Source organism: Cedecea sp. Ae19-4 (assembly GCF_059801165.1).
The window spans coordinates 1,065,857-1,086,160 of sequence record NZ_JBCHWG010000001.1; the positions used below are offsets into that span (position 1 = coordinate 1,065,857).

The 20,304-nt window shown below is 55.9% G+C and carries 21 protein-coding genes and 1 other annotated feature; of the genes, 13 read left to right on the plus strand and 8 right to left on the minus strand.

The window, feature by feature from the left end:
* Nucleotides 1-32 precede the first annotated feature (32 nt).
* The 13 genes from rplT (at nt 33) to selO (ending at nt 12,054) form a co-directional block, all read left to right on the plus strand.
* Complete coding sequence (rplT, locus tag AAIE02_RS05130) at nt 33-389, plus strand: 50S ribosomal protein L20 (protein ID WP_000124850.1); 357 nt, start codon at nt 33-35, stop codon at nt 387-389.
* A gap of 240 nt (nt 390-629) precedes the next feature.
* Nucleotides 630-753: a sequence feature (Phe leader region), on the plus strand.
* Nucleotides 635-679: a pheST operon leader peptide PheM gene (gene pheM / locus AAIE02_RS05135; RefSeq protein WP_106120997.1), complete on the plus strand. Its 45-nt coding sequence runs from the start codon at nt 635-637 to the stop codon at nt 677-679. Its footprint overlaps the feature before it by 45 nt.
* Before the next feature lie 60 nt (nt 754-813).
* A complete protein-coding gene (pheS, locus tag AAIE02_RS05140) occupies nt 814-1,797 on the plus strand; it encodes a phenylalanine--tRNA ligase subunit alpha (RefSeq protein ID WP_008456562.1) in 984 nt (327 codons plus the stop codon).
* A gap of 14 nt (nt 1,798-1,811) precedes the next feature.
* On the plus strand, nt 1,812-4,199 hold the full coding sequence (gene pheT / locus AAIE02_RS05145) for a phenylalanine--tRNA ligase subunit beta (protein ID WP_336982578.1): 2,388 nt from the start codon (nt 1,812-1,814) through the stop codon (nt 4,197-4,199).
* A gap of 4 nt (nt 4,200-4,203) precedes the next feature.
* Nucleotides 4,204-4,503 (plus strand): integration host factor subunit alpha, encoded by a 300-nt coding sequence (ihfA, locus tag AAIE02_RS05150; protein WP_001229265.1) that lies wholly within the window; start codon nt 4,204-4,206, stop codon nt 4,501-4,503.
* 134 nt (nt 4,504-4,637) lie between these two features.
* Nucleotides 4,638-5,597, plus strand: coding sequence for a bifunctional helix-turn-helix transcriptional regulator/GNAT family N-acetyltransferase (locus tag AAIE02_RS05155; RefSeq protein WP_498532099.1), 960 nt, complete (start codon nt 4,638-4,640; stop codon nt 5,595-5,597).
* A gap of 102 nt (nt 5,598-5,699) precedes the next feature.
* Nucleotides 5,700-6,680, plus strand: coding sequence for a vitamin B12 ABC transporter permease BtuC (btuC, locus tag AAIE02_RS05160; RefSeq protein WP_008456557.1), 981 nt, complete (start codon nt 5,700-5,702; stop codon nt 6,678-6,680).
* Nucleotides 6,681-6,706: 26 nt separating this feature from the next.
* Nucleotides 6,707-7,258, plus strand: a complete 552-nt coding sequence (locus tag AAIE02_RS05165) for a glutathione peroxidase (RefSeq protein ID WP_336982588.1) — start codon at nt 6,707-6,709, stop codon at nt 7,256-7,258.
* Between the two features lie 10 nt (nt 7,259-7,268).
* Nucleotides 7,269-8,006, plus strand: coding sequence for a vitamin B12 ABC transporter ATP-binding protein BtuD (btuD, locus tag AAIE02_RS05170; RefSeq protein WP_498532666.1), 738 nt, complete (start codon nt 7,269-7,271; stop codon nt 8,004-8,006).
* 76 nt (nt 8,007-8,082) lie between these two features.
* Entirely contained in the window at nt 8,083-8,544 is a 462-nt protein-coding gene (locus AAIE02_RS05175; protein ID WP_008456552.1) for a C40 family peptidase, read from the plus strand.
* Between the two features lie 125 nt (nt 8,545-8,669).
* Nucleotides 8,670-9,644 carry a LacI family DNA-binding transcriptional regulator gene (locus AAIE02_RS05180; protein WP_008456550.1) on the plus strand — a complete coding sequence of 325 codons (975 nt, stop codon included), beginning with the start codon at nt 8,670-8,672 and terminating at the stop codon, nt 9,642-9,644.
* Between the two features lie 168 nt (nt 9,645-9,812).
* Nucleotides 9,813-10,544, plus strand: coding sequence for an EAL domain-containing protein (locus AAIE02_RS05185; RefSeq protein ID WP_498532100.1), 732 nt, complete (start codon nt 9,813-9,815; stop codon nt 10,542-10,544).
* Between the two features lie 64 nt (nt 10,545-10,608).
* Complete coding sequence (gene selO / locus AAIE02_RS05190) at nt 10,609-12,054, plus strand: protein adenylyltransferase SelO (RefSeq protein ID WP_498532101.1); 1,446 nt, start codon at nt 10,609-10,611, stop codon at nt 12,052-12,054.
* Here selO and AAIE02_RS05195 read toward each other — a convergent pair whose 3' ends face one another.
* The 8 genes from AAIE02_RS05195 to ppsR all read right to left on the minus strand — a co-directional run bounded on the left by AAIE02_RS05195 (nt 12,055) and on the right by ppsR (nt 20,165).
* Entirely contained in the window at nt 12,055-12,834 is a 780-nt protein-coding gene (locus AAIE02_RS05195) for a heme ABC transporter ATP-binding protein (RefSeq protein ID WP_166874848.1), read from the minus strand.
* The gene (locus AAIE02_RS05200) at nt 12,831-13,790 is read right to left on the minus strand and encodes a FecCD family ABC transporter permease (RefSeq protein WP_008456543.1); all 960 of its coding nucleotides are present in this window, start codon (nt 13,788-13,790) and stop codon (nt 12,831-12,833) included. Before AAIE02_RS05200 ends, AAIE02_RS05195 begins: the two co-directional genes overlap by 4 nt.
* Before the next feature lie 35 nt (nt 13,791-13,825).
* Nucleotides 13,826-14,641: a heme/hemin ABC transporter substrate-binding protein gene (locus AAIE02_RS05205; RefSeq protein ID WP_498532102.1), complete on the minus strand. Its 816-nt coding sequence runs from the start codon at nt 14,639-14,641 to the stop codon at nt 13,826-13,828.
* On the minus strand, nt 14,638-15,669 hold the full coding sequence (locus AAIE02_RS05210) for a hemin-degrading factor (RefSeq protein WP_498532103.1): 1,032 nt from the start codon (nt 15,667-15,669) through the stop codon (nt 14,638-14,640). The genes AAIE02_RS05205 and AAIE02_RS05210 overlap by 4 nt, the downstream gene beginning before the upstream one ends.
* 11 nt (nt 15,670-15,680) lie before the next feature.
* Nucleotides 15,681-17,660 carry a TonB-dependent hemoglobin/transferrin/lactoferrin family receptor gene (locus AAIE02_RS05215; RefSeq protein ID WP_008456539.1) on the minus strand — a complete coding sequence of 660 codons (1,980 nt, stop codon included), beginning with the start codon at nt 17,658-17,660 and terminating at the stop codon, nt 15,681-15,683.
* A 102-nt stretch (nt 17,661-17,762) separates the two neighbouring features.
* Nucleotides 17,763-17,927 carry a hemin uptake protein HemP gene (gene hemP / locus AAIE02_RS05220; protein WP_008456537.1) on the minus strand — a complete coding sequence of 55 codons (165 nt, stop codon included), beginning with the start codon at nt 17,925-17,927 and terminating at the stop codon, nt 17,763-17,765.
* Nucleotides 17,928-18,114: 187 nt separating this feature from the next.
* The gene (aroH, locus tag AAIE02_RS05225) at nt 18,115-19,161 is read right to left on the minus strand and encodes a 3-deoxy-7-phosphoheptulonate synthase AroH (protein WP_498532104.1); all 1,047 of its coding nucleotides are present in this window, start codon (nt 19,159-19,161) and stop codon (nt 18,115-18,117) included.
* A 170-nt stretch (nt 19,162-19,331) separates the two neighbouring features.
* The gene (gene ppsR, locus AAIE02_RS05230) at nt 19,332-20,165 is read right to left on the minus strand and encodes a posphoenolpyruvate synthetase regulatory kinase/phosphorylase PpsR (RefSeq protein WP_008456534.1); all 834 of its coding nucleotides are present in this window, start codon (nt 20,163-20,165) and stop codon (nt 19,332-19,334) included.
* Nucleotides 20,166-20,304 lie beyond the last annotated feature (139 nt).

Sequence of the window (20,304 nt, forward strand, 5' to 3'; positions counted from 1 at the left end):
TAATTAATTCAGAATAGAAACAGGAGAGCTAAATGGCTCGCGTAAAACGTGGTGTAATCGCACGTGCTCGTCACAAAAAAATCCTCAAACAAGCTAAAGGCTACTACGGTGCGCGTTCTCGCGTATACCGCGTTGCCTTCCAGGCTGTTATCAAAGCTGGTCAGTACGCTTATCGCGACCGTCGTCAACGTAAACGTCAGTTCCGCCAGCTGTGGATTGCACGTATCAACGCTGCAGCTCGTCAGAACGGTATCTCTTACAGCAAATTCATCAACGGCCTGAAAAAAGCCTCTGTTGAAATCGACCGTAAGATCCTGGCTGACATCGCCGTATTCGACAAAGTGGCATTCACTGCCCTGGTTGAGAAAGCGAAAGCAGCTCTGGCATAAGCCAGTTATAAGAGGGAGCTTGCTCCCTCTTTTAATTTATCCCCGTCATACTTCAATCTGTAGCTGCGTTAACTGCACTTGCTGACCCCAGTCACTTACTTAAGTAAGCTCCCGGGGATAATCGAGCTTGTCGCCTTACTACAAATCGAATTATTAGGGCATAACACAATCAATTTATTGACTTTCAACGCCGTAGCTCGTTCAATAGCCAAAGCGAAATTTGTCAAAACAAGGTAACTGCAAGCATGAATGCTGCTATTTTCCGCTTCTTTTTTTACTTTAGCGCCTGATTCAGGGGGCTTTGCGCGTAAGAAAAGAAACGAAAAACAGCGCCGAAAGCCTCCTGTACGGAGGCTTTTTTTTTGCGTTTCGTTTTCGAATCAGACCAACTACCCCGGCAGTTTGCCGGCATAAGAGGAATACCATGCCACATCTCGCAGAGCTGGTTGCCAGTGCCAAAGCAGCCATAAACGATGCCCAGGATGTTGCCGCGTTAGATAATGTACGCGTCGAATATTTGGGGAAGAAGGGGCATCTGACCCTTCAAATGACCACCCTGCGTGAACTGCCACCGGAAGAACGTCCGGCTGCGGGCGCGGTGATTAACGAAGCTAAAGAGCAGGTTCAGGAAGCCCTGAACGCCCGCAAAGCTGCACTCGAAAGCGCCGCACTGAACGAACGTCTGGCTGCAGAAACGATTGACGTTTCTCTGCCTGGTCGTCGGATTGAAAACGGTGGCCTGCACCCGGTAACCCGCACCATCGATCGTATCGAAAGCTTCTTCGGCGAGCTGGGGTTCACCGTAGCAACTGGCCCTGAAATCGAAGATGACTACCACAACTTCGATGCGCTGAATATTCCAGGGCACCACCCGGCGCGCGCGGACCACGATACTTTCTGGTTTGACGCGACCCGTCTGCTGCGTACCCAGACTTCTGGTGTGCAGATCCGCACCATGAAAGACAAGCAGCCGCCAATTCGTATTATTGCCCCGGGCCGCGTCTACCGTAACGACTACGATCAGACCCACACCCCGATGTTCCACCAGATGGAAGGCCTGATCGTTGACACCAACATTAACTTCACCAACCTGAAGGGAACGCTGCACGATTTCCTGAATAACTTCTTTGAAGAAGACCTGCAGATTCGCTTCCGCCCGTCCTACTTCCCGTTCACCGAGCCGTCCGCTGAAGTGGACGTGATGGGTAAAAACGGCAAGTGGCTGGAAGTACTGGGCTGCGGTATGGTGCACCCGAACGTGCTGCGTAACGTAGGTATCGATCCGGAAGTTTACTCCGGCTTCGCCTTCGGTATGGGCATGGAGCGTCTGACCATGCTGCGCTACGGCGTGACCGATCTGCGTGCATTCTTCGAAAATGATTTACGTTTCCTCAAACAGTTCAAATAAAGGCGGGATATCCAATGAAATTCAGTGAACTCTGGTTACGCGAATGGGTAAACCCAGCCAACAGCAGTGACGAACTTTCCAGCCAGATAACTATGGCCGGGCTTGAAGTTGACGGTGTCGATGCCGTAGCAGGGGCTTTTCACGGCGTTGTGGTCGGGGAAGTGGTCGAGTGCGGTCAGCATCCAAACGCCGACAAACTGCGCGTAACAAAAATTAACGTCGGTGGCGATCGCCTGCTGGATATCGTCTGCGGCGCACCAAACTGCCGTCAGGGTCTGAAAGTTGCCGTGGCGACTGTTGGCGCCGTGCTGCCGGGCGATTTCAAGATCAAAGCGGCCAAACTGCGCGGTGAACCGTCCGAAGGGATGCTGTGCTCCTTCTCCGAGCTGGGTATTTCCGACGATCATAATGGCATTATCGAGCTGCCAGCGGACGCGCCAATCGGCACTGACATCCGCGAATACCTGAAGCTGGACGACAACACCATTGAAATCAGCGTCACGCCAAACCGTGCCGACTGCCTCGGTATTATCGGCGTAGCTCGCGACGTGGCGGTGGTGAACAAGCTGCCTCTGGTTGAGCCAGAAATTACCGCCGTGGCTGCGACTATCAATGACACGCTGCCTATTCGCGTAGACGCCGCAGAAGCTTGCCCACGTTACCTGGGCCGCGTTGTGAAAGGCATCAACGTTAAGGCACCCACGCCGCTGTGGATGAAAGAGAAGCTGCGTCGCTGCGGTATTCGTTCCATTGATGCGGTGGTTGACGTGACCAACTATGTGCTGCTGGAGCTTGGTCAGCCGATGCACGCCTTCGACCTGAACCGTATTGAAGGCGGGATCGTGGTGCGCATGGCGGAAGAGGGCGAAACCCTGGTCCTGCTGGACGGCAGCGAAGCGAAGCTCAATGCCGACACCCTGGTTATTGCCGATCACAATAAAGCGCTGGCCATGGGCGGTATCTTCGGCGGCGAGCATTCAGGCGTAAACGACGAAACCCAGAACGTACTGCTGGAATGTGCCTTCTTCAGCCCGCTGTCTATCACCGGTCGTGCGCGCCGCCATGGTCTGCATACCGATGCTTCCCACCGCTATGAGCGCGGCGTCGATCCTGCGCTGCAGTATAAAGCGATGGCGCGAGCGACTCGCCTGCTGGTGGATATCTGTGGCGGTGAAGCTGGCCCGGTTATCGATGTCACAAGCGAAGCGCACCTGCCTAAGCGCGCTACGATCACGCTCCGTCGCAGCAAACTGGACCGTCTGATTGGTCACCACATCGAAGATGCTCAGGTTAGCGACATTCTGCGTCGTCTGGGCTGCGAAGTGACCGAAGGTCAGGCGCAGTGGACTGCCGTGGCGCCGAGCTGGCGTTTCGATATGGAAATTGAAGAAGACCTGGTGGAAGAAGTGGCCCGCGTTTACGGCTACAACAGTATTCCAAACAGCCCTGTACGGGCAGGTCTGGTGATGGGCACCCATCGCGAAGCCGACCTTTCTCTGAAGCGTGTGAAAACCATGCTGGTGGACAAAGGTTACCAGGAAGTCATTACCTACAGCTTCGTCGACCCGAAAATTCAGCAGCTTTTGCACCCTGGCGAAGAAAATCTGATTCTTCCTAATCCGATCTCTACCGACATGTCCGCTATGCGCCTGTCGCTGTGGAGTGGCCTGCTGACAACCGTGGTTTATAACCAGAATCGCCAGCAAAGCCGCGTGCGTATTTTCGAGTCCGGCCTGCGCTTTGTGCCTGATACTCAGGCAGACCTTGGGATTCGTCAGGATCTTATGCTGGCGGGGGCTATCTGCGGCAACCGCTATGAAGAACACTGGGATCTGGCGCGCAACACCGTTGACTTCTATGATCTGAAAGGCGATCTGGAGTCCGTTCTGGCCCTGACCGGTAAACTTTCAGACATCGAATTCAGAGCGCAGGCAAATCCGGCCTTGCATCCTGGGCAAAGTGCTGCCATTTATTTAGCAGGTGAATGCATTGGTTTCATTGGTGTTGTTCACCCGGAACTGGAGCGTAAGCTGGACCTTAACGGCCGCACGGTGGTGTTTGAGGTGCTGTGGAGCAAGCTCGCAGACCGCGTGGTGCCTGAGGCGCAGGACGTTTCCCGCTTCCCGGCAAACCGCCGCGATATCGCTGTTGTGGTGGCTGAAAACGTCCCGGCAGCAGATGTTTTGGCCGAGTGTAAGAAAGTTGGCGCAAATCAGGTAGTTGGCGTAAACTTATTTGACGTGTACCGTGGCAAGGGCGTAGCCGATGGCTACAAGAGCCTGGCCATAAGCCTTATCCTTCAGGATACGGGCCGTACACTCGAAGAAGAGGAGATGGCCGCTACCGTTGCAAAATGTGTAGAGGCATTAAAAGAGCGATTCCAGGCATCATTGAGGGATTGAACGTATGGCGCTTACAAAAGCTGAAATGTCAGAATATCTGTTTGATAAGCTTGGGCTTAGCAAACGAGATGCCAAAGAGCTGGTAGAGCTGTTTTTCGAAGAGATCCGTCGCGCTCTGGAAAACGGTGAGCAGGTTAAACTCTCGGGCTTTGGTAATTTTGACTTACGCGATAAAAACCAACGTCCCGGGCGCAACCCGAAGACCGGTGAAGATATTCCCATTACGGCGCGCCGTGTGGTGACCTTCCGACCTGGTCAGAAGCTAAAAAGTCGGGTTGAAAACGCGTCGCCAAAAGACGAGTAACCTGAGTTAACAAAAAAGGCCGCATTCGCGGCCTTTTTCTTTTGCTTTTAAGTCCTGTTGCTTAACGACATGTGCTTGACAAACATTTCTGTCAAATGGTTGTATTGTACAACCATATTTCAACGGTATCGATCATGTCTGACAGCACCCTAATCGAATCTATACGCGCCTCATCGCGCCAGGTTGTACGCGAGCTTGGTTTTCTCAACTCAACGCTTGCCGCCACGAACTACTCTGCTTCTGCGGTTCATGCTTTGCTGGAAATTGATTCACGGGAGAACGTCACTGCGGCCGATCTGGTCCAGATTCTTGGTCTGGAGAAGTCTAGCGTCAGCCGAATGATAGGCAAACTGCGCAAGGCGGGAGAGCTTTTCGAGAGCGTTTCAGACGAAGACGCCAGAGCCAGACGACTCCGTTTGACCGCCCAGGGTAAACAAACGGTCAGGGAAATCCACAGATACGGCAGAATGCGGGTAGAGAAGGCTCTGGCGCACCTGAATACTCCGGCGCAGCAATCAGTGGCTGCTGGCCTGTCTAACTATGCTCAGGCGCTGAAAGCCTGTCGTGGTGAGTTGACGGGCGACGAGGGAAGAAAAAACTTCGAGATAATGACGGGATACCTGCCGGGCGTAATTGGCCGCGTGGCGGAAATGCACGCTAACTATTACTCAAAGCACTATAACTTCGGCTATTTTTTTGAAGGGAAAGTCGCCGCCGGGCTGGCGGAGTTTTCAGGGCGGCTGGATCGCCCGTGTAACCGCATCTGGGTGGTGCTCCACAACGGCAAAATAGTGGGCTCTGTATCCATCGATGGTGAGGATCTGGGCAATCACGAAGCCCATTTACGCTGGTTTATTCTCGACGATGAGTGCCGTGGCAGCGGTATCGGGCGAGCGCTTTTATGTGAGGCGATGCGCTTTTGCGATGAGTATGGGTTTTCCGCCGTGCAGCTGTGGACTTTTAGCGGACTGAATGCCGCTCGCCATCTTTATGAGTCGATGGGATTCAAGCTAACCAGGGAATGGCAGGGCGAGCAGTGGGGAAGCTCAATGCTGGAGCAGCAGTTCACTCGTAAACGGCCAGTAGAAAAGTAATTCGGGACAGGTGCGGTATTAAGGCCTTTTCTTTGCTTGTTCTCTTCGGCGAACTCCCCGTAAAATCAGGCGCATAAACGGGGCAGGGGGAGCCTTTACGGAATGCTGAATTTTGTAACCAGACAACGCAGGTTTGAGCGACGCTGGCTAGTTGCCCTGGTCTTTGCCACGGCGACGATGCTGGCCTTGAGCCTGTGCGCCGGGGATGTCTGGTTTTCGCCTCTTTCCTGGTGGAATGATGAGGCCCGGCTCTTTATCTGGCAAATCCGCCTGCCGCGAACGTTGGCCGTCCTGCTGGTGGGGGCGGCTCTGGCCGTGACCGGCACGATTATGCAGTCGCTGTTTGAAAATCCGCTGGCCGAACCCGGTTTACTTGGCGTCTCCAACGGCGCTGGCGTTGCGCTGGTTGTTGCCCTGTTGCTCGGGCAGGGGATGCTGCCGGGCTGGGTGCTGGGGCTGTGCGCCATTCTCGGTGCCTTAGCGATCACTTTTATTCTGTTACGTTTTTCCCGTCGTCATCTCTCCACCAGTCGTCTATTACTGGCAGGTGTCGCCCTCGGCATTATTTGTAGTGCCCTGATGACCTGGGCGGTCTACTTTAGCTCAAGTCTCGACCTGCGCCAGCTGATGTACTGGATGATGGGCGGCTTTGGCGGCGTGGACTGGCGTCAGGGCTGGCTGATGGTGACGCTGCTGCCGGTGGTGGTCTGGCTGTGCCGACAGCATGCGCCGCTCAACCTGATGGCGCTCGGTGAAAACTCAGCCCGGCAGTTGGGGCTTTCCGTCTGGCTGTGGCGCAATATTTTAGTTGTGGCTACCGGCTGGCTGGTTGGCGTCAGCGTGGCGCTTGCCGGCGCAATTGGATTTGTCGGTCTGGTGATCCCGCACATGCTGCGACTCGCGGGGTTAACCGATCATCGCGTTTTGCTGCCTGCCAGTGCGCTGGCTGGGGCCGCGATCTTAACCGGCGCGGATGTGGTGGCAAGGCTTGCGCTAAGTTCTGCCGAGCTGCCCATTGGCGTAGTCACCGCTACGCTCGGCGCGCCGGTGTTTATCTGGCTATTATTGAAAGCCGGACGTTAATTCGGCTCACAGAGGAAGAGGATGATATGCAAAGCAATGTTCTGAATACCGAAGTCACCACCATTGACGGCGAAAACACCACGCTGGAGAGCTGGCAGGGAAAAGTGCTGCTGGTGGTGAACGTCGCTTCCAGGTGCGGCCTGACGCCGCAGTATGAGCAACTGGAAAACCTGCAAAAAGACTTTGAAGCTCAGGGGTTCAGCGTGCTTGGTTTCCCATGTAATCAGTTCCTGGGGCAAGAGCCTGGCAGCAGCGAAGAAATTAAAACCTTCTGCAGCACTACCTACGGCGTGACGTTCCCGCTGTTTAGCAAAATCGATGTCAACGGCGAGCACCGACATCCGTTTTATCAGAAGCTGATTGATGCGCGCCCGGCAGCCATTGCCCCGGAAGGCAGCGGTTTTCTGGAGCGAATGAGCAGCAAAGGGCGTGGCCCGCTTTACCCTGACGACATCCTGTGGAATTTCGAAAAATTCCTGATTGGCCGTGATGGCAAAGTGATTCAGCGTTTCTCTCCGGACATGACGCCGGAAGATCCTGTGGTGCTGGACGCCATTAAACAGGCGTTGGCTAAATAAGTTGTCCCTGCTGCAGCTGACAGGCGTCACCGTCGCGGGCCGGGTTGGGCCAATATCTGCGGCGGTGGAGCCCGGAGAACTTATCCATCTTGTCGGGCCGAACGGGGCAGGCAAGAGCACGCTGCTCACGCGAATGGCAGGGTTAAGCGCCGGGCAAGGCAGCCTTCTGTTTAACCAGCAGCCGCTTGACGACTGGTTGCCTGCCGGGCTATCCCGACATCGTGCCTGGCTAAGCCAGCAGCAGCTTCCTCCTTTTGCAATGCCCGTCTGGCATTACCTGCAGCTACATCAATCCTCGCCTGAGTCCGAAGCGGCAATGCTGCGTCTGGCGGCGTCGCTATGGCTCTCAGACAAACTGACCCGGTCGGTCAACCAGCTTTCCGGCGGTGAATGGCAGCGCGTTCGCCTTGCCGCCGTGCTGCTGCAGATTGATCCCTCGGCCAATCCCGAAGGGCAGCTCTTGCTGCTGGATGAGCCGATGAACAGCCTTGATGTCGCCCAGCAGGCCGCATTAGATCGCCTGTTGCTTACGTTTTGTGAGACGGGTATTGCGGTAGCGATGAGCAGCCATGATTTGAACCATAGCCTGCGTCATGCCCATAAAGTGTGGCTCTTGCGTGAGGGAAAAATGATCGCTCAGGGGCCGAAGGATGAAGTGCTGACGCCAAAAAATTTAGCCGCAGCTTACCAAATGCCGTTCCGACTCTTGCGTATCGAAGGGCACAGTATGCTGATAAGCCCGTTATAACATCGTGGAAAGCTTGCAATAATTCCGGGCGACAGGCTAAATTACTGGAAACAGCAAGACCGGGAGTTGTCTGAAAATGCGTTTGTGGCTTATTGCAGTGGCATGCATAGTGTTGGTGGGGTGTAGTCATAATGCCCCTCATCCGAACGCCAGGCTTTCCGATTCCATCACCGTTATCGCTCAGCTAAACGATCAGCTCCGCAGCTGGCACGGCACGCCGTACACCTACGGTGGCATGAGTCGACGCGGCGTGGACTGTTCCGGCTTCGTGCTGATGACCTTCCGCGACAGGTTCGATCTGATGCTGCCGCGCATGACCAGCGAGCAGGCAGAAATCGGCACAAAAATCGATAAAGACGACCTGCTGCCTGGCGATCTGGTGTTCTTCAAAACCGGCTCGGGCGAAAGCGGCCTGCACGTCGGCATTTATGACACCGACAACACCTTTATTCACGCGTCTACCAGTCGCGGCGTTATGCGTTCCTCTCTGGACAACGTCTACTGGCGTAAAAAATTCTGGCAAGCCCGCCGCATATAGCCTTTCTTGTTTGTTCTTGACTGAAAATCGTGACCGTTCCCGCAAATCTGCGGGCAACGTCAACGGTATTGGCAATATCAGGTAATATCGGGATGCATTGTGCTTTTCCCGCTAAGGATTGTGTCATGGTCACCCTCGAAGATGTTGCTGCTCACGCCGGCGTCTCCCGCGCCACCGTATCCCGCGTGGTGAATGGCGACACTAAGGTTAAATCGCAAACCCGCGTTAAAGTGGAGGCCGCGATTGCTGAACTGGGCTATTCCCCCAATCCTGCAGCCAGAGCGCTGGCGTCCAGCCAGAGCCATTCCATTGGTCTGGTAACCACGTCATACACCGGGGGTTTCTTCGGGACGCTGATGGATACGGTGCAAAGTGAAGCTGAATCCCACGGCAAGCAACTGCTGGTGACGCAGGGGCGTGGCGTAGAAGAGAACGAGCGCAATGCCATTCAGCGACTCTACAATCTGCGCTGTGATGGCTTGATTCTCCATGTCCGTGCCATCGCGGACGAAACGCTGCTTCAACTGGCGGAACGAGGTAACCGGTTTATCATCCTCGACAGAGACGTGCCCGCATTAAGCCCGCGCTGCGTGGTCTTCGATCATCGTCTTGCCAGCCACATGGCCACCCGCTATTTGCTGGATGCCGGCCACCTGGCAATCGCCTGCCTGCATGGCCCGACCCAGCGCGCCTCCAGCCTCTTACGACGCCAGGGCTTTCTCGATGCCATGGAAGAGCAGGGCATTACCCCGGTGGCGGTGGTGGAAGGCGAGTACGATATGCCCAGCGGCTATCGGCAAACCTCGGCCTTGCTGGATGAATATAAAATCAGCGCCCTTTATTGCTGTAACGAAGAGATGGCCGTCGGGGCGATGTTGGCCATTACCGAGCGGGGCTTACGCATTCCTCTGGATATATCCCTTATTTGTTATGACAGTGGCGATCGTGCGGCATTTGTCCGCCCGGCGCTAACCAGCGTTTATTTCCCAATAGGCGACATGGCCCGCTTTGCCACGCGTAAATTACTGAATGAGCATTGTGAGAATGAATCTTTTTTACCTTGCATCATTGCTCGTGATTCCGTTCGGAATTTACGTTAAAAACTGGCTATGTACGGATATCCAGGATAAGCTAAAAGTTATTAAAACATAAAGCTTAAACGTTTCAGGGATGAGTGTGAAATTCACAGCGATAGCAGCTATCCGACTATTTTCGGATTGGCGCTGTATCTCTCTGCCGTCCAACCAGAAATCCACAGGGCTGGCAAAATGATTGTTTCACTTGATAGTGTTTATTGTTCTCACCTCTACTATCGCCCCGCCGTCAGGCCGGACGCTAGCATTTTGGGCGTCGAAATCGTTGCTAACTTCGTGGGGGCCGACGCGCCGGTTCGTATTCCAACCGAATTGTTAATTCCTCATCTTGCGCCTGAACAGCATCTCGAACTGTTTAGAGAAAAATTAACGCAAATAGAAGAACATCAGCATTTCTTTATCACCCGGTACCTTGTTGTCTGGGTTCATATTAATGAAACTATTGTTGATGCGCTAATTAACAGCCAGGATTTATATATCCGGCTAAAGGCTTTGCCGTTTATTGAATTAATGATTAGCGAAAGCTTTCCTGATTTAAATAGCGGCAAAACGAATTTAAGACTGGCCTGGCTGGCTGAACGTTTCCCACTCGGTTTGGCTGACTTTGGTGCAGGCAATGCCACCACAAAATCTATTTTTGATGGTCTGTTCCGGCATGTGATCATGGACCGATTTTTTGTTCAGAAACAGCTTCCGGGCCGCACTTTCTCGCCCTTTATGCTTGCCATTCTTGGGCAGGTTTCGCCGTTTTGTCAGGCATTGTTGATTGCCGGGATAGATACCGCCAGCGCGCGGCGTAAAGTGCAGGGTTTAGGCTTTGCCGCGATGCAGGGCAAACTCTGGTCGCTGGTGCCGCCGGAAGAACTGGCCTCACTTTTCCCCCCTCATGAAGGTCTGGTTCACTAAAGCCCCTGCTGCTCGACTGTGTTTAAAATGCATTACTGGGGCTACACTGTCGGGCGGAGGAACCATGACCAATACTTTAACTTTTCTGAATACCTGGCACGATGAGCTGCCGGGGTTCTATAGCGAATTAACCCCCACGCCGCTGAAAAACGCCCGGCTGCTTTATCACAGCCAGCCGCTGGCAGACGATCTGGGGATTAACGCCTCGTTTTTTGCTGCACCACAGCAGGGGATCTGGAGTGGCGAAACGCTGCTGCCCGGCATGCAGCCGCTCGCCCAGGTTTATAGCGGGCACCAGTTCGGCGTCTGGGCAGGGCAACTGGGGGACGGGCGCGGTATTTTACTGGGAGAGCAGCAGCTGGCGGACGGACGCAAGGTTGACTGGCATCTCAAAGGCGCAGGCTTGACGCCGTACTCTCGCATGGGCGATGGCCGGGCCGTGCTGCGCTCCACTGTTCGCGAATTTCTCGCCAGCGAAGCCATGCATGCTTTAGGCATTCCGACGACGCGAGCGTTAACTATAGTCACCAGCGATACGCCGGTACAGCGTGAAACGGTTGAGCAGGGGGCAATGCTGCTGCGGGTGTCCGAAAGCCATCTGCGTTTTGGGCATTTTGAGCATTTCTACTATCGCCGCGAGCCGGAAAAAGTTCAGCAGCTTGCCGATTACGCCATTCGTCACCACTGGCCGCATCTGCAGGGGCTTGAAGAACGCTATGAGCTGTGGTTTACCGACGTGGTGGCGCGTACCGCCGCGCTCATTGCCAGCTGGCAAACGGTGGGCTTTGCCCACGGGGTAATGAACACCGACAACATGTCGATTCTTGGCCTGACCATGGACTACGGCCCGTATGGCTTCCTCGACGACTATCAGCCTGAATTTATCTGTAACCATTCCGACTACCAGGGCCGGTATGCCTTCGACAACCAGCCGGCGGTAGGGCTGTGGAACCTGCAGCGCCTGGCGCAGACGCTGTCGCCGTTTATTACGGCCGAGAAGCTGAACGCGATTCTGGATGGCTACCAGCCGGCAATTATGCGTGCTTTTGGCCAACGGATGCGTGCCAAACTGGGGCTTTTCACCGAACAGCAGGCCGATAACCTAATCCTGAGTGAGCTCTTCGCCCTGATGAGCAAAGAAGGCAGCGATTACACGCGTACCTTCCGGATGCTGAGCGTGACGGAGCAGCTCAGCGCGGCGTCGCCGCTGCGGGATGAATTTATCGACAGGGCAAGTTTTGATGTCTGGTTTGGGCGCTATCGTGAGCGGCTTCAGGCGGAGCAGGTGAGTGATGCCGAACGCCAGCAGAAAATGCAGGCGGTGAACCCGGCGCTGGTCTTACGCAACTGGCTGGCACAGCGGGCAATCGAAGCTGCCGAAAAGGGCGATACTCGTGAACTGGCTAAACTCCACGAGGCGCTGCTCCAGCCGTTCTCCGATCGTGAGGACGATATGACGCAGCGCCCACCTGACTGGGGAAAACGGCTGGAAGTCAGCTGTTCAAGCTGATCACTGGCGCAGGCCTACCTGAGGAACCGGGTGTTCCGGATGTCGGAACACCCGCAGATCGGCCTGATACCAGCGCTGCAATGTTTGCTCTTCCAGCACTTCATCAGGCGTTCCGTCTGCCACCAGCCTGCCTTTATGTAACAGCACGATACGGTCGGCCCAGAGTGCTGCCAGATTCAAATCGTGCAGCACAACGCAGACCGATAACGTCCCCATTTGCGCCAGGCGACGCAGCAGGCGCAGCACATGCTGCTGGTGGTAGAGATCCAGCGCCGACGTAGGCTCGTCCAGAAACAGCCAGCCGTGAGGCTGCCCGTCGCACCAAAGCTGCGCCAGCGCCCGGGCAAGCTGCACCCGCTGTTGCTCGCCGCCTGACAGACGACAAAAATCTCTGCCGCTCAGAGAGTCGCACCCGGTCAGCGCCATGACTTCCGCCACGACGCCGGCCGTTGACGCCTGCGGCCAAGGCGCACGGCCCATAGCGATCACGTCTTCTACCGTCCAGCTAAACGCCATGCTGCTTTGCTGGCGCATCACCGCGCGTTTGCGGGACAGCGCTTCGTTGGACCACTGATTCAAATCCTGGCCTGCCAGCGCAACGTGCCCGCTGTCAGGCTGTTGAAACCCGGTTAACAGCCGCAACAGCGTGGATTTGCCCGCGCCGTTTGGGCCAATCAGCGCCACAACTTCACCCGGCTTCAGGCTGACATTGACGTTATCAATCAGATAACGGTGGCCCAGCTTTAGCGAAATATCGTGCGTGGACAAAACTTCATTCATCTCGCGCTCTCCTTGCTGCGAAAGATCATCGCCAGGAACCAGGGGCCGCCTATCAGGCTGGTCAACAGGCCTACAGGCATTTCTGCTGGCGCGACAATCGTTCTCGCCAGCGTATCGGCCACCAACAGCAGCATGGCACCGGCCAGCACGGAGCCGGGCACCAGCCAGCGATGATCGGACCCAAGCCACATGCGCACCAGATGCGGAACCACCAGACCAACGAAGCCGATCACGCCGCTGATGGCTACCGCCGCAGCAACCAACAATGCGCTCAGGATCAGCAAATGCCGCTGGGTTGTTTTGACATCCACGCCCAGGTAATGCGCTTCCTCATCACCAAGCTGGAGCAAATTCAGGCGCTTTGAAAGCAGCCAGATGCCCAGGCTTGCAGGAAGAATAAGCGACGCGGTGGCGAGCAGCGTGGACCATTGTGCCTGGCCCAGGCTCCCCATGCCCCAGAGAGAAAGCTGGCGCAGCTGAGTGTCGTTGCTTATCCACGACAGCACGCCAACCGCCGCGCCGCACAGCGCATTGATGGCGATGCCCACCAGCAGCAGGCGAGACAAACTGTTGGTGCCTTTCCGGCTAAGCAGGAAAATCGCCAGCGTCACCGCCAGGCTGCCTACAAACGCTGCCAGCATAGGGGCATAAAGCGCTAAAACCGCCGGCAGAGCCAGCGGCATAACAATCGACAGCCCCACCGCCAGCGCGGCCCCGCTGCTGATCCCAAGCAGGCCCGGATCGGCAAGCGGGTTACGGAACAACCCCTGCATCACGCAGCCCGACAGCGCCAGCGCGCCGCCGATCAGCGCCGCCAGCAGCACCCTCGGCAAACGGATGTTGAGCCAGATGTCACGCAGCGTGTCGTCATGCGTCTGCCACAGCACAGCCACAGACAGCCGCATGGCGCCGAGGTTAGCGGCAATAAGCGCCATTGCCAGCAAAACCAGCCCCATCAAACACAGGGCATGGTGAGGCAAAGGTCGGCGTATCACGGCAGTTGCTCCGCTTTTTTGCGCAGGGCGAGGATCGTCTGCGGGGTATCAATGCCAAAGCCGAGCAGCGCCATGTCATCGACGACCATCAGCTGTTTATTTTTCCCGGCTGGCGTTTGCGCAAGCCCTGGCAATGCCCAGACTTTGGCTTCTCCGCCGAGGGTTTTCAGCCCATCGGTGGTGACCAGGATCAGGTCAGGTTTGCTGGCGATCACGCCTTCCTGAGACAGCGGCTGGTAGCGCTTGAAGCCCTGCATGGCATTGTCCAGTCCGGCGGCGTGAATCGCGGCATCCGCGGCGGTTTCCTGCCCGGCAGCCATGGCGGTCATGCCGCCGTGGCTCATAATGAACAGCACTTTTTTGCCCAGCGGTTTGGCCGGGATCGCCGCTAGCTGGTCGTGAAGCGTTTTGCGCAGCTTGTTGCCTTCGGCTGTTTTACCCAGCGCGGTAGCCACGGCAGCCACTTTGGCATCAATGCTCTCGAGGTTATTTTCCGCCGGAACGGTAACCACTTTCACTTTGCTGGCCTCAACCTGCTTCAGCGCCATGGATGGCTGAGCCTGAGCGCTGGCCAGTACCAGCGTCGGGCGCATGGCTAGAATACCCTCGGCATTAAGCTGGCGCAGGTAGCCCACATCCGGCAGTTTTTTCACGGCATCGGGATGAAGGCTCGTGCTATCACGAGCCACCACATCCTGACCCGCACCCAGAGCCCAGGCAATCTCGGTGACGTCGCCACCGATGGTTACCACGCGCTCGGCCGCACCTGCCATCAATGGCAGGGCGAGGATGGCGAGCAGCAGGCGTTTCATGCCGCTAACCCTTTGCCGATCAGGGCTTCAATTTGCAGACGCCACTGCTCCTGCTCCGGCTGGCCTTCAGTACGCTGGCCGTACAGCTGGGCAATTTGCGTGCCGTCGGCGGCAAACAGCTCGAGGCTGGTCACGTGGCCGTCGGCGGTTGGTTTGCGGGTTACCCAGCTTTCGGCGATGGTGTCGCCCATCAGGTGCAGGGTGAATTCCGGGTTGAACACGTTGACCCAGTTTTCCATCGGGACCACTTTGCGGATTTCACCGGTGAAGATCTGCACGCAGCCGCGGTTGCCGACGAAAATCATGATCTCGTTGCCGTCTTCTTTCGCCTGGTTCAGCAGTTGGGACAGCGCTTCGTTATCTACGCGACAGGCCAGATCGTCTTTCACCAGGCGGAAAGCCTGCTGGCGAGTCAGCTGATGGCGTTTAAGCAGCTGGAAGAACTGGTGTACATCGGTCATTGCGCGCCATTCTGCGTCCACCTTGTCGGCCTCGACCGTAGGCGTCATTACCGCTTCTTCAACGGCTTTGATCGCCAGCGCCGGGTTGTCGGTGTGGATGAAACGGGTCAGTACCTGGCTCCAGGCTTCAACATGGGTGTTGTCGGTGGTGTATACCTTCAGCAGCGCATCACCCTGATGATCAAAGAATTGAATGCTCTGGCGTTCGCCGCGAGCGGTCTCTTCCCGGACGTGGAACACGCTCGCCCACTGGTTCAGGAACAAACGCAGATCCAGCGCACGAGGATTCAGTACCAGCCCGGCGTGGCCGTTAAGGTGCTGGTTCTCAAAGCGGCCTACCTGCTCGTGAACGGCATATTCGTTACGGCAGATGCACTTTGTTTCCCCCACGGCTTCCAGCGCGGCGAAGATCTCTTTCACATCGCCATTCAGGCGCCATGCGTCGTGCCCGACGCGGGCATGGGTCAGTTCCGCCTCGCTGATGTGCATCAGTTTGGCGATATCCCGGGCATATTTTTTCGGGTGTTCTTGCTTAAGCTGGATCCAGCTGTCGTAACGCTGACTCATGAATAACTCCTTTACCATTGATAGCTCACGAAAATTTTACCGTTACGGCCATCCTGCGGGAGACCCTGCGGTGACCAGTACTCTTTATCGAAGGCGTTGCCAAACACCAGCGTGGTGGTTAAACCGCGCAGCTGCTGCTGCCCTTTGTAGCTGACATAAAAATCGCTGACCGCATAGCCCGGCTGCTGTGCATAGGAGCTGCTGATATGGGTGGAACGCTCGGCGAAGGTGCCGACCCAGCCCACGGAGAAGCCGCTGTGTGACACAGGGATGTCCAGGGTGGTGGTGACGGTGTCCGGGTTCAGGCTGGAGATGTACTCGCCGGTATCTTCATCTTTACCGCGGGTACGGTTATAGGCGGTATCCAGGCTGAACAGATCGGCGGTGTACTTCGCGTTGACGTCCCAGCCCCAAATTTTTGCTTTTGGCACGTTGTAGGACATGGTGGTCGCTTTGGCGAAGTCCACGGTGGTAGAGATGTAATCTTTCGCTTTGGTGTCGAAGTAGCTGGCTTTGAATTCCAGGCCGTCGTTAGCCATGGCCAGATTGTCGAAGCGCAGACCGAAGCCGTATTCCTGCGTTTCGTTGGTTTCCGGGCGCAGGTTCGGGTTTGGTACCCAATAGTTGGTGTAGCGAGTGCCGATAGAGAAGTGCTTGGAGTCGTTGTACATCTCGCCCATGGTCGGCGCACGGAACGCCTGCGCATAGGAACCAAACAGCATCAGCCAGTCGGTTGGGGTGACAGAAACCGCTCCGCGTGATGACCACTTGTCGGCATCCACGTCTTTATAACCCTGGCTGCTGCCGCTGTAGTTGTCATAACGCGTCCCGGCCAGGATAGAAATCGGCAGGTCGCGCAGGGTGATTTCATCCTGCAGCCAGCCGGAACCAAAGTTGATTTTCGCCTGTGGGAAACCGGTCGTCAGGCCACCAGGAGCCTGCTCCTGACGATAATATTCGCTGCCGTAGGTCAGCAGGTTAGCCGCGAAGCTGTCGCTAAACAGACGGCTGCGGTTTTCGAGCTTACCGCCTTTGGTCGTCTGTTTACGGAATTCACCCCCCTGATTAGGGGTTTCCGCGTTGATACGAGCTTCGGACCAGTAGGCCGTCGCGGTCGCGTTCAGCCAGTCGTTATCCTGCGGATTGAGGTGGTATTTCAGCTGCGCGTCGCGCTGAATGGTGGAGCGATTGGTCATCGGGTTGCTGGAGGCTGAGGCATCCGGCGTCTGCGGGTTTTTCGGTTCCTGCGCGTTGTTATTGTAGTAGCGCAGGGAGCCGGACAGCGACTGAGCCGAATCGATATACCAGGTGCCTTTGGTCAGCAGGTTGCCGATGTTTTCGTCATTAGGCGCGGTTTCACCGTTGCTCTGGCGCAGGTTACCGCGATCGCGGCTGGACCAGGCGACGACGCCATCCAGGTTATCGGTACGGCCAAAGGCACTGGCGCCCATGCCGATGCTGTGGTCGCCGGTACCGCCGGTGCCGAAGACGCGGAAGCCGCTGTTTTGCCCGTCAAATAGAAGATCGGCGGCGTCTGCGGTTTCATAGGAAATAACACCGCCCAGCGCGCCGCTGCCGTACAGCAGAGCCGCCGGACCACGTACCACTTCAATACGCTTAATCAGCGCGGGATCGAGGAACGTACTGTTCAGGTGGCCGGTGTCGGTGCCCTGACGAATGCCGTCTACCAGGGTAAGTACACCACGGCGGTCGTAACCGCGCATGTTGATGTCCTGGCCGTTGGTGCGCCCGGTGCCGTCGATGGTGATCCCCGGAACTTTGCGCAGCATGTCAGCGGCTGACGTGGACGTCTGGCTCTCTGGCGAATTCGCATCGATAACGCTCACCATCATTGGGGCTTCGAAAGTGCTGCGTTGGTTACCGGTGGCAACCACGGTCATTTGATCGTCTTTTGCGAAAGCGGGCAGGGCGGTAAATACGGCTAACGTGAGTACAGACAGACGAAAACCTGCTGTGTTGGTGCAAGGCATAGCGCAACTCTCCTAAGGAATATCGAAAGCGCTGGCTGCCTGGGTATGACCTGGGTGGCTGGCTAATTTCCCCGTTAGGGTGTGGGGAACGGTTTGTTTAATTTATTTGGTCAGGATCAGCTTCCCGGCCTGAGTCTGGCGTAACAGATATTGCTGTCCTTCATGGACGATAACAACGCGGCCATCGGCACCGAGCAGCGTTTTGCTGTCAACCTGGCGAGGTTCTGTCGCGGGCTGTGGGCGGGCGGGGGTGAATGGTTTGTCCATACGCTTCACTCTGTTTACAAATGACAATCAGTGTAACAATGAGAATCATTATCAGAAAAAGCCGAATCAGCAGCAAGCATTATTTGTAAGAATTGTGTGAATCAGGGAATTTCTTTGCGGGCGAGTTGTCGCGAGGCGTAATGCTATGATATCCGGCGGGTTATCAAGTGCCCGCCGGTGGAAACTATCAGAAGCGTCGGTCAGTGGCCTGCGCCAGCATCGCGACCAGCGTTTCCGTATCTTCCCAGTTAAGGCAAGGATCGGTGATCGACTGCCCGTAAGTCAGGGGCTGGCCAGCAACGATTTGCTGCGTCCCTTCTTTCAGGAAGCTTTCCGCCATGATCCCGGCAATCGCCCTCGAGCCGTTGCGAATTTGCGTGCAAACATCTTCGCAGACATCCAACTGACGGCGGTGCTGCTTCTGGCAGTTACCGTGGCTGAAATCAATCACCAGATGTTCAGGCAAGTCAAACGCGCTCAGCGTGTCGCAGGCGGCGGCAATGTCTTCTGCGTGATAATTCGGCTGCTTGCCGCCGCGCATAATAATATGGCCGTAAGGGTTGCCGCTGGTCTGGTAAATCGTCATCTGCCCCTGTTTATCCGGGGAGAGGAACATATGGCTGGCACGCGCGGCACGGATGGCATCCACCGCAATGCGGGTATTGCCATCTGTACCATTTTTAAAGCCAACCGGACAGGAGAGTGCGGACGCCATTTCACGGTGGATCTGGCTTTCGGTCGTGCGCGCGCCAATGGCGCCCCAGCTAATCAGGTCGGCGATATATTGCCCGGTCACCATATCCAGAAATTCGGTCGCGGTAGGGACACCCAGCTCGTTGACCTGCAGCAGCAGGCGGCGCGCCTGTTCGAGGCCGTAATTAATGCGGTAGCTGCCGTTCAGGTCAGGATCGGAAATTAACCCTTTCCAGCCGACGACGGTGCGGGGTTTTTCGAAGTAGGTACGCATCACGATCTCAAGACGATCCTGATGTTTTTCACGCAGCGTTTTGAGGCGGCGAGCATAGTCCATCGCGGCGTCAAGATCGTGGATCGAGCAGGGGCCGACGATTACCAGCAGGCGCTTATCTTCACCGGTGAGGATCTTTTCGATCCGGCGGCGGGCGGCGGTAACGTGCTGGGCGACCTCGTCGGAAACCGGGAAGCGCTCGGTTAGCTCAGCCGGCGTCACCAGGCTGTCGATGCGCGCGGTTCGCAATTCATCTGTTTTGTTCATTGGGTGTCTCAGAAATTTTGTCTTCTCTGCGGCAGATTTACCGGGAAGTGATGGGGATCACAATAAACCAAAGCTGACCGATTTCAACATTCGACCGGCTTTGGCGAAAGGATTGCCCCACCGCAGTCTGTACACCCTAGCATACACGCTCGATCTTTTGTACTAGTTTCTTAGTACATGCGGCGATTCAGCCCCATAATGTCGAGAATTTTGGTCGCCATCTCTTCAACAGAATAGTTGGTGCTGTTGAGGTAGCGGATCTGGTTTTTACGGAACAGAGCTTCCACTTCGGCGACCTCCAGACGGCACTGGCGGAGAGAGGCATAGCGGCTGTTTTCACGCCGTTCTTCACGAATGGCGGCCAGGCGTTCAGGGTTAATGGTCAGACCAAAAAGCTTGTGCTGCAGCGGTTTAAGCACGGCCGGGAGCTGAATGTTGTCCATGTCATCGGCAATAAAAGGGTAGTTCGCGGCGCGAATGCCAAACTGCATCGCGAGGTACAGGCTGGTCGGCGTTTTTCCACAGCGGGATACGCCCAGCAAAATGACCTGCGCCTGATCGAGATTGCGCATCGAAATCCCGTCGTCGTGCGCCAGCGTGTAATCAATGGCGGCAATACGGGCGTCGTATTTCGTCAGGTTACCGGGGTTAAGGCCGTGCGTTCGGTGGGCGACGGGAGTCGGGTCGAGTTTTAGCTCCTGCTGCAGCGGCGCAACCAGGGTTTGCACGATGTCCTGACAGAAACCTTCGCTCTGCATAATGATGTCGCGGATATTGGGCAGCACGATGGAATAAAACACCAGCGGACGCACCCCGGTTTGTTGGTAAATAGCGTCAATCTGCTCTTTTACCGCTTTTGCGCGGCTTTCATTTTCAACAAACGGCAGCGTAATACTGTTGATAGATACCGGGAATTGTGACATGACCGCGTGACCAAGTACCTCTGCGGTAATCGCGGTGCCATCGGAAATACAAAATACCTGACGATCGACTAAATTATCCATTTTTATTCCTGAGCGGGGAACCGGTTTCCCTAAAGCATAAAGTAAAACAAGGGATTCCGAGTAGCGCTAATCTTAATTTAAAAAGTGAAATAGCGTTTTTAAATTTAATAAACCATCTTAAATATATTCAAATCAATAC

Coding starts and splice junctions, on each gene's coding strand:
- AAIE02_RS05155 (WP_498532099.1), top strand. CDS start 4,638: ATGTCTGACAGCACCCTAATCGAATCTATACGCGCCTCATCGCGCCAG.
- rplT (WP_000124850.1), top strand. CDS start 33: ATGGCTCGCGTAAAACGTGGTGTAATCGCACGTGCTCGTCACAAAAAA.
- pheT (WP_336982578.1), top strand. CDS start 1,812: ATGAAATTCAGTGAACTCTGGTTACGCGAATGGGTAAACCCAGCCAAC.
- AAIE02_RS05215 (WP_008456539.1), bottom strand. CDS start 17,660: ATGCCTTGCACCAACACAGCAGGTTTTCGTCTGTCTGTACTCACGTTA.
- AAIE02_RS05210 (WP_498532103.1), bottom strand. CDS start 15,669: ATGAGTCAGCGTTACGACAGCTGGATCCAGCTTAAGCAAGAACACCCG.
- selO (WP_498532101.1), top strand. CDS start 10,609: ATGACCAATACTTTAACTTTTCTGAATACCTGGCACGATGAGCTGCCG.
- btuC (WP_008456557.1), top strand. CDS start 5,700: ATGCTGAATTTTGTAACCAGACAACGCAGGTTTGAGCGACGCTGGCTA.
- AAIE02_RS05165 (WP_336982588.1), top strand. CDS start 6,707: ATGCAAAGCAATGTTCTGAATACCGAAGTCACCACCATTGACGGCGAA.
- AAIE02_RS05180 (WP_008456550.1), top strand. CDS start 8,670: ATGGTCACCCTCGAAGATGTTGCTGCTCACGCCGGCGTCTCCCGCGCC.
- AAIE02_RS05175 (WP_008456552.1), top strand. CDS start 8,083: ATGCGTTTGTGGCTTATTGCAGTGGCATGCATAGTGTTGGTGGGGTGT.
- AAIE02_RS05205 (WP_498532102.1), bottom strand. CDS start 14,641: ATGAAACGCCTGCTGCTCGCCATCCTCGCCCTGCCATTGATGGCAGGT.
- AAIE02_RS05195 (WP_166874848.1), bottom strand. CDS start 12,834: ATGAATGAAGTTTTGTCCACGCACGATATTTCGCTAAAGCTGGGCCAC.
- aroH (WP_498532104.1), bottom strand. CDS start 19,161: ATGAACAAAACAGATGAATTGCGAACCGCGCGCATCGACAGCCTGGTG.
- pheS (WP_008456562.1), top strand. CDS start 814: ATGCCACATCTCGCAGAGCTGGTTGCCAGTGCCAAAGCAGCCATAAAC.
- ihfA (WP_001229265.1), top strand. CDS start 4,204: ATGGCGCTTACAAAAGCTGAAATGTCAGAATATCTGTTTGATAAGCTT.
- hemP (WP_008456537.1), bottom strand. CDS start 17,927: ATGGACAAACCATTCACCCCCGCCCGCCCACAGCCCGCGACAGAACCT.
- AAIE02_RS05200 (WP_008456543.1), bottom strand. CDS start 13,790: ATGGGGCTGGTTTTGCTGGCAATGGCGCTTATTGCCGCTAACCTCGGC.
- AAIE02_RS05185 (WP_498532100.1), top strand. CDS start 9,813: ATGATTGTTTCACTTGATAGTGTTTATTGTTCTCACCTCTACTATCGC.
- ppsR (WP_008456534.1), bottom strand. CDS start 20,165: ATGGATAATTTAGTCGATCGTCAGGTATTTTGTATTTCCGATGGCACC.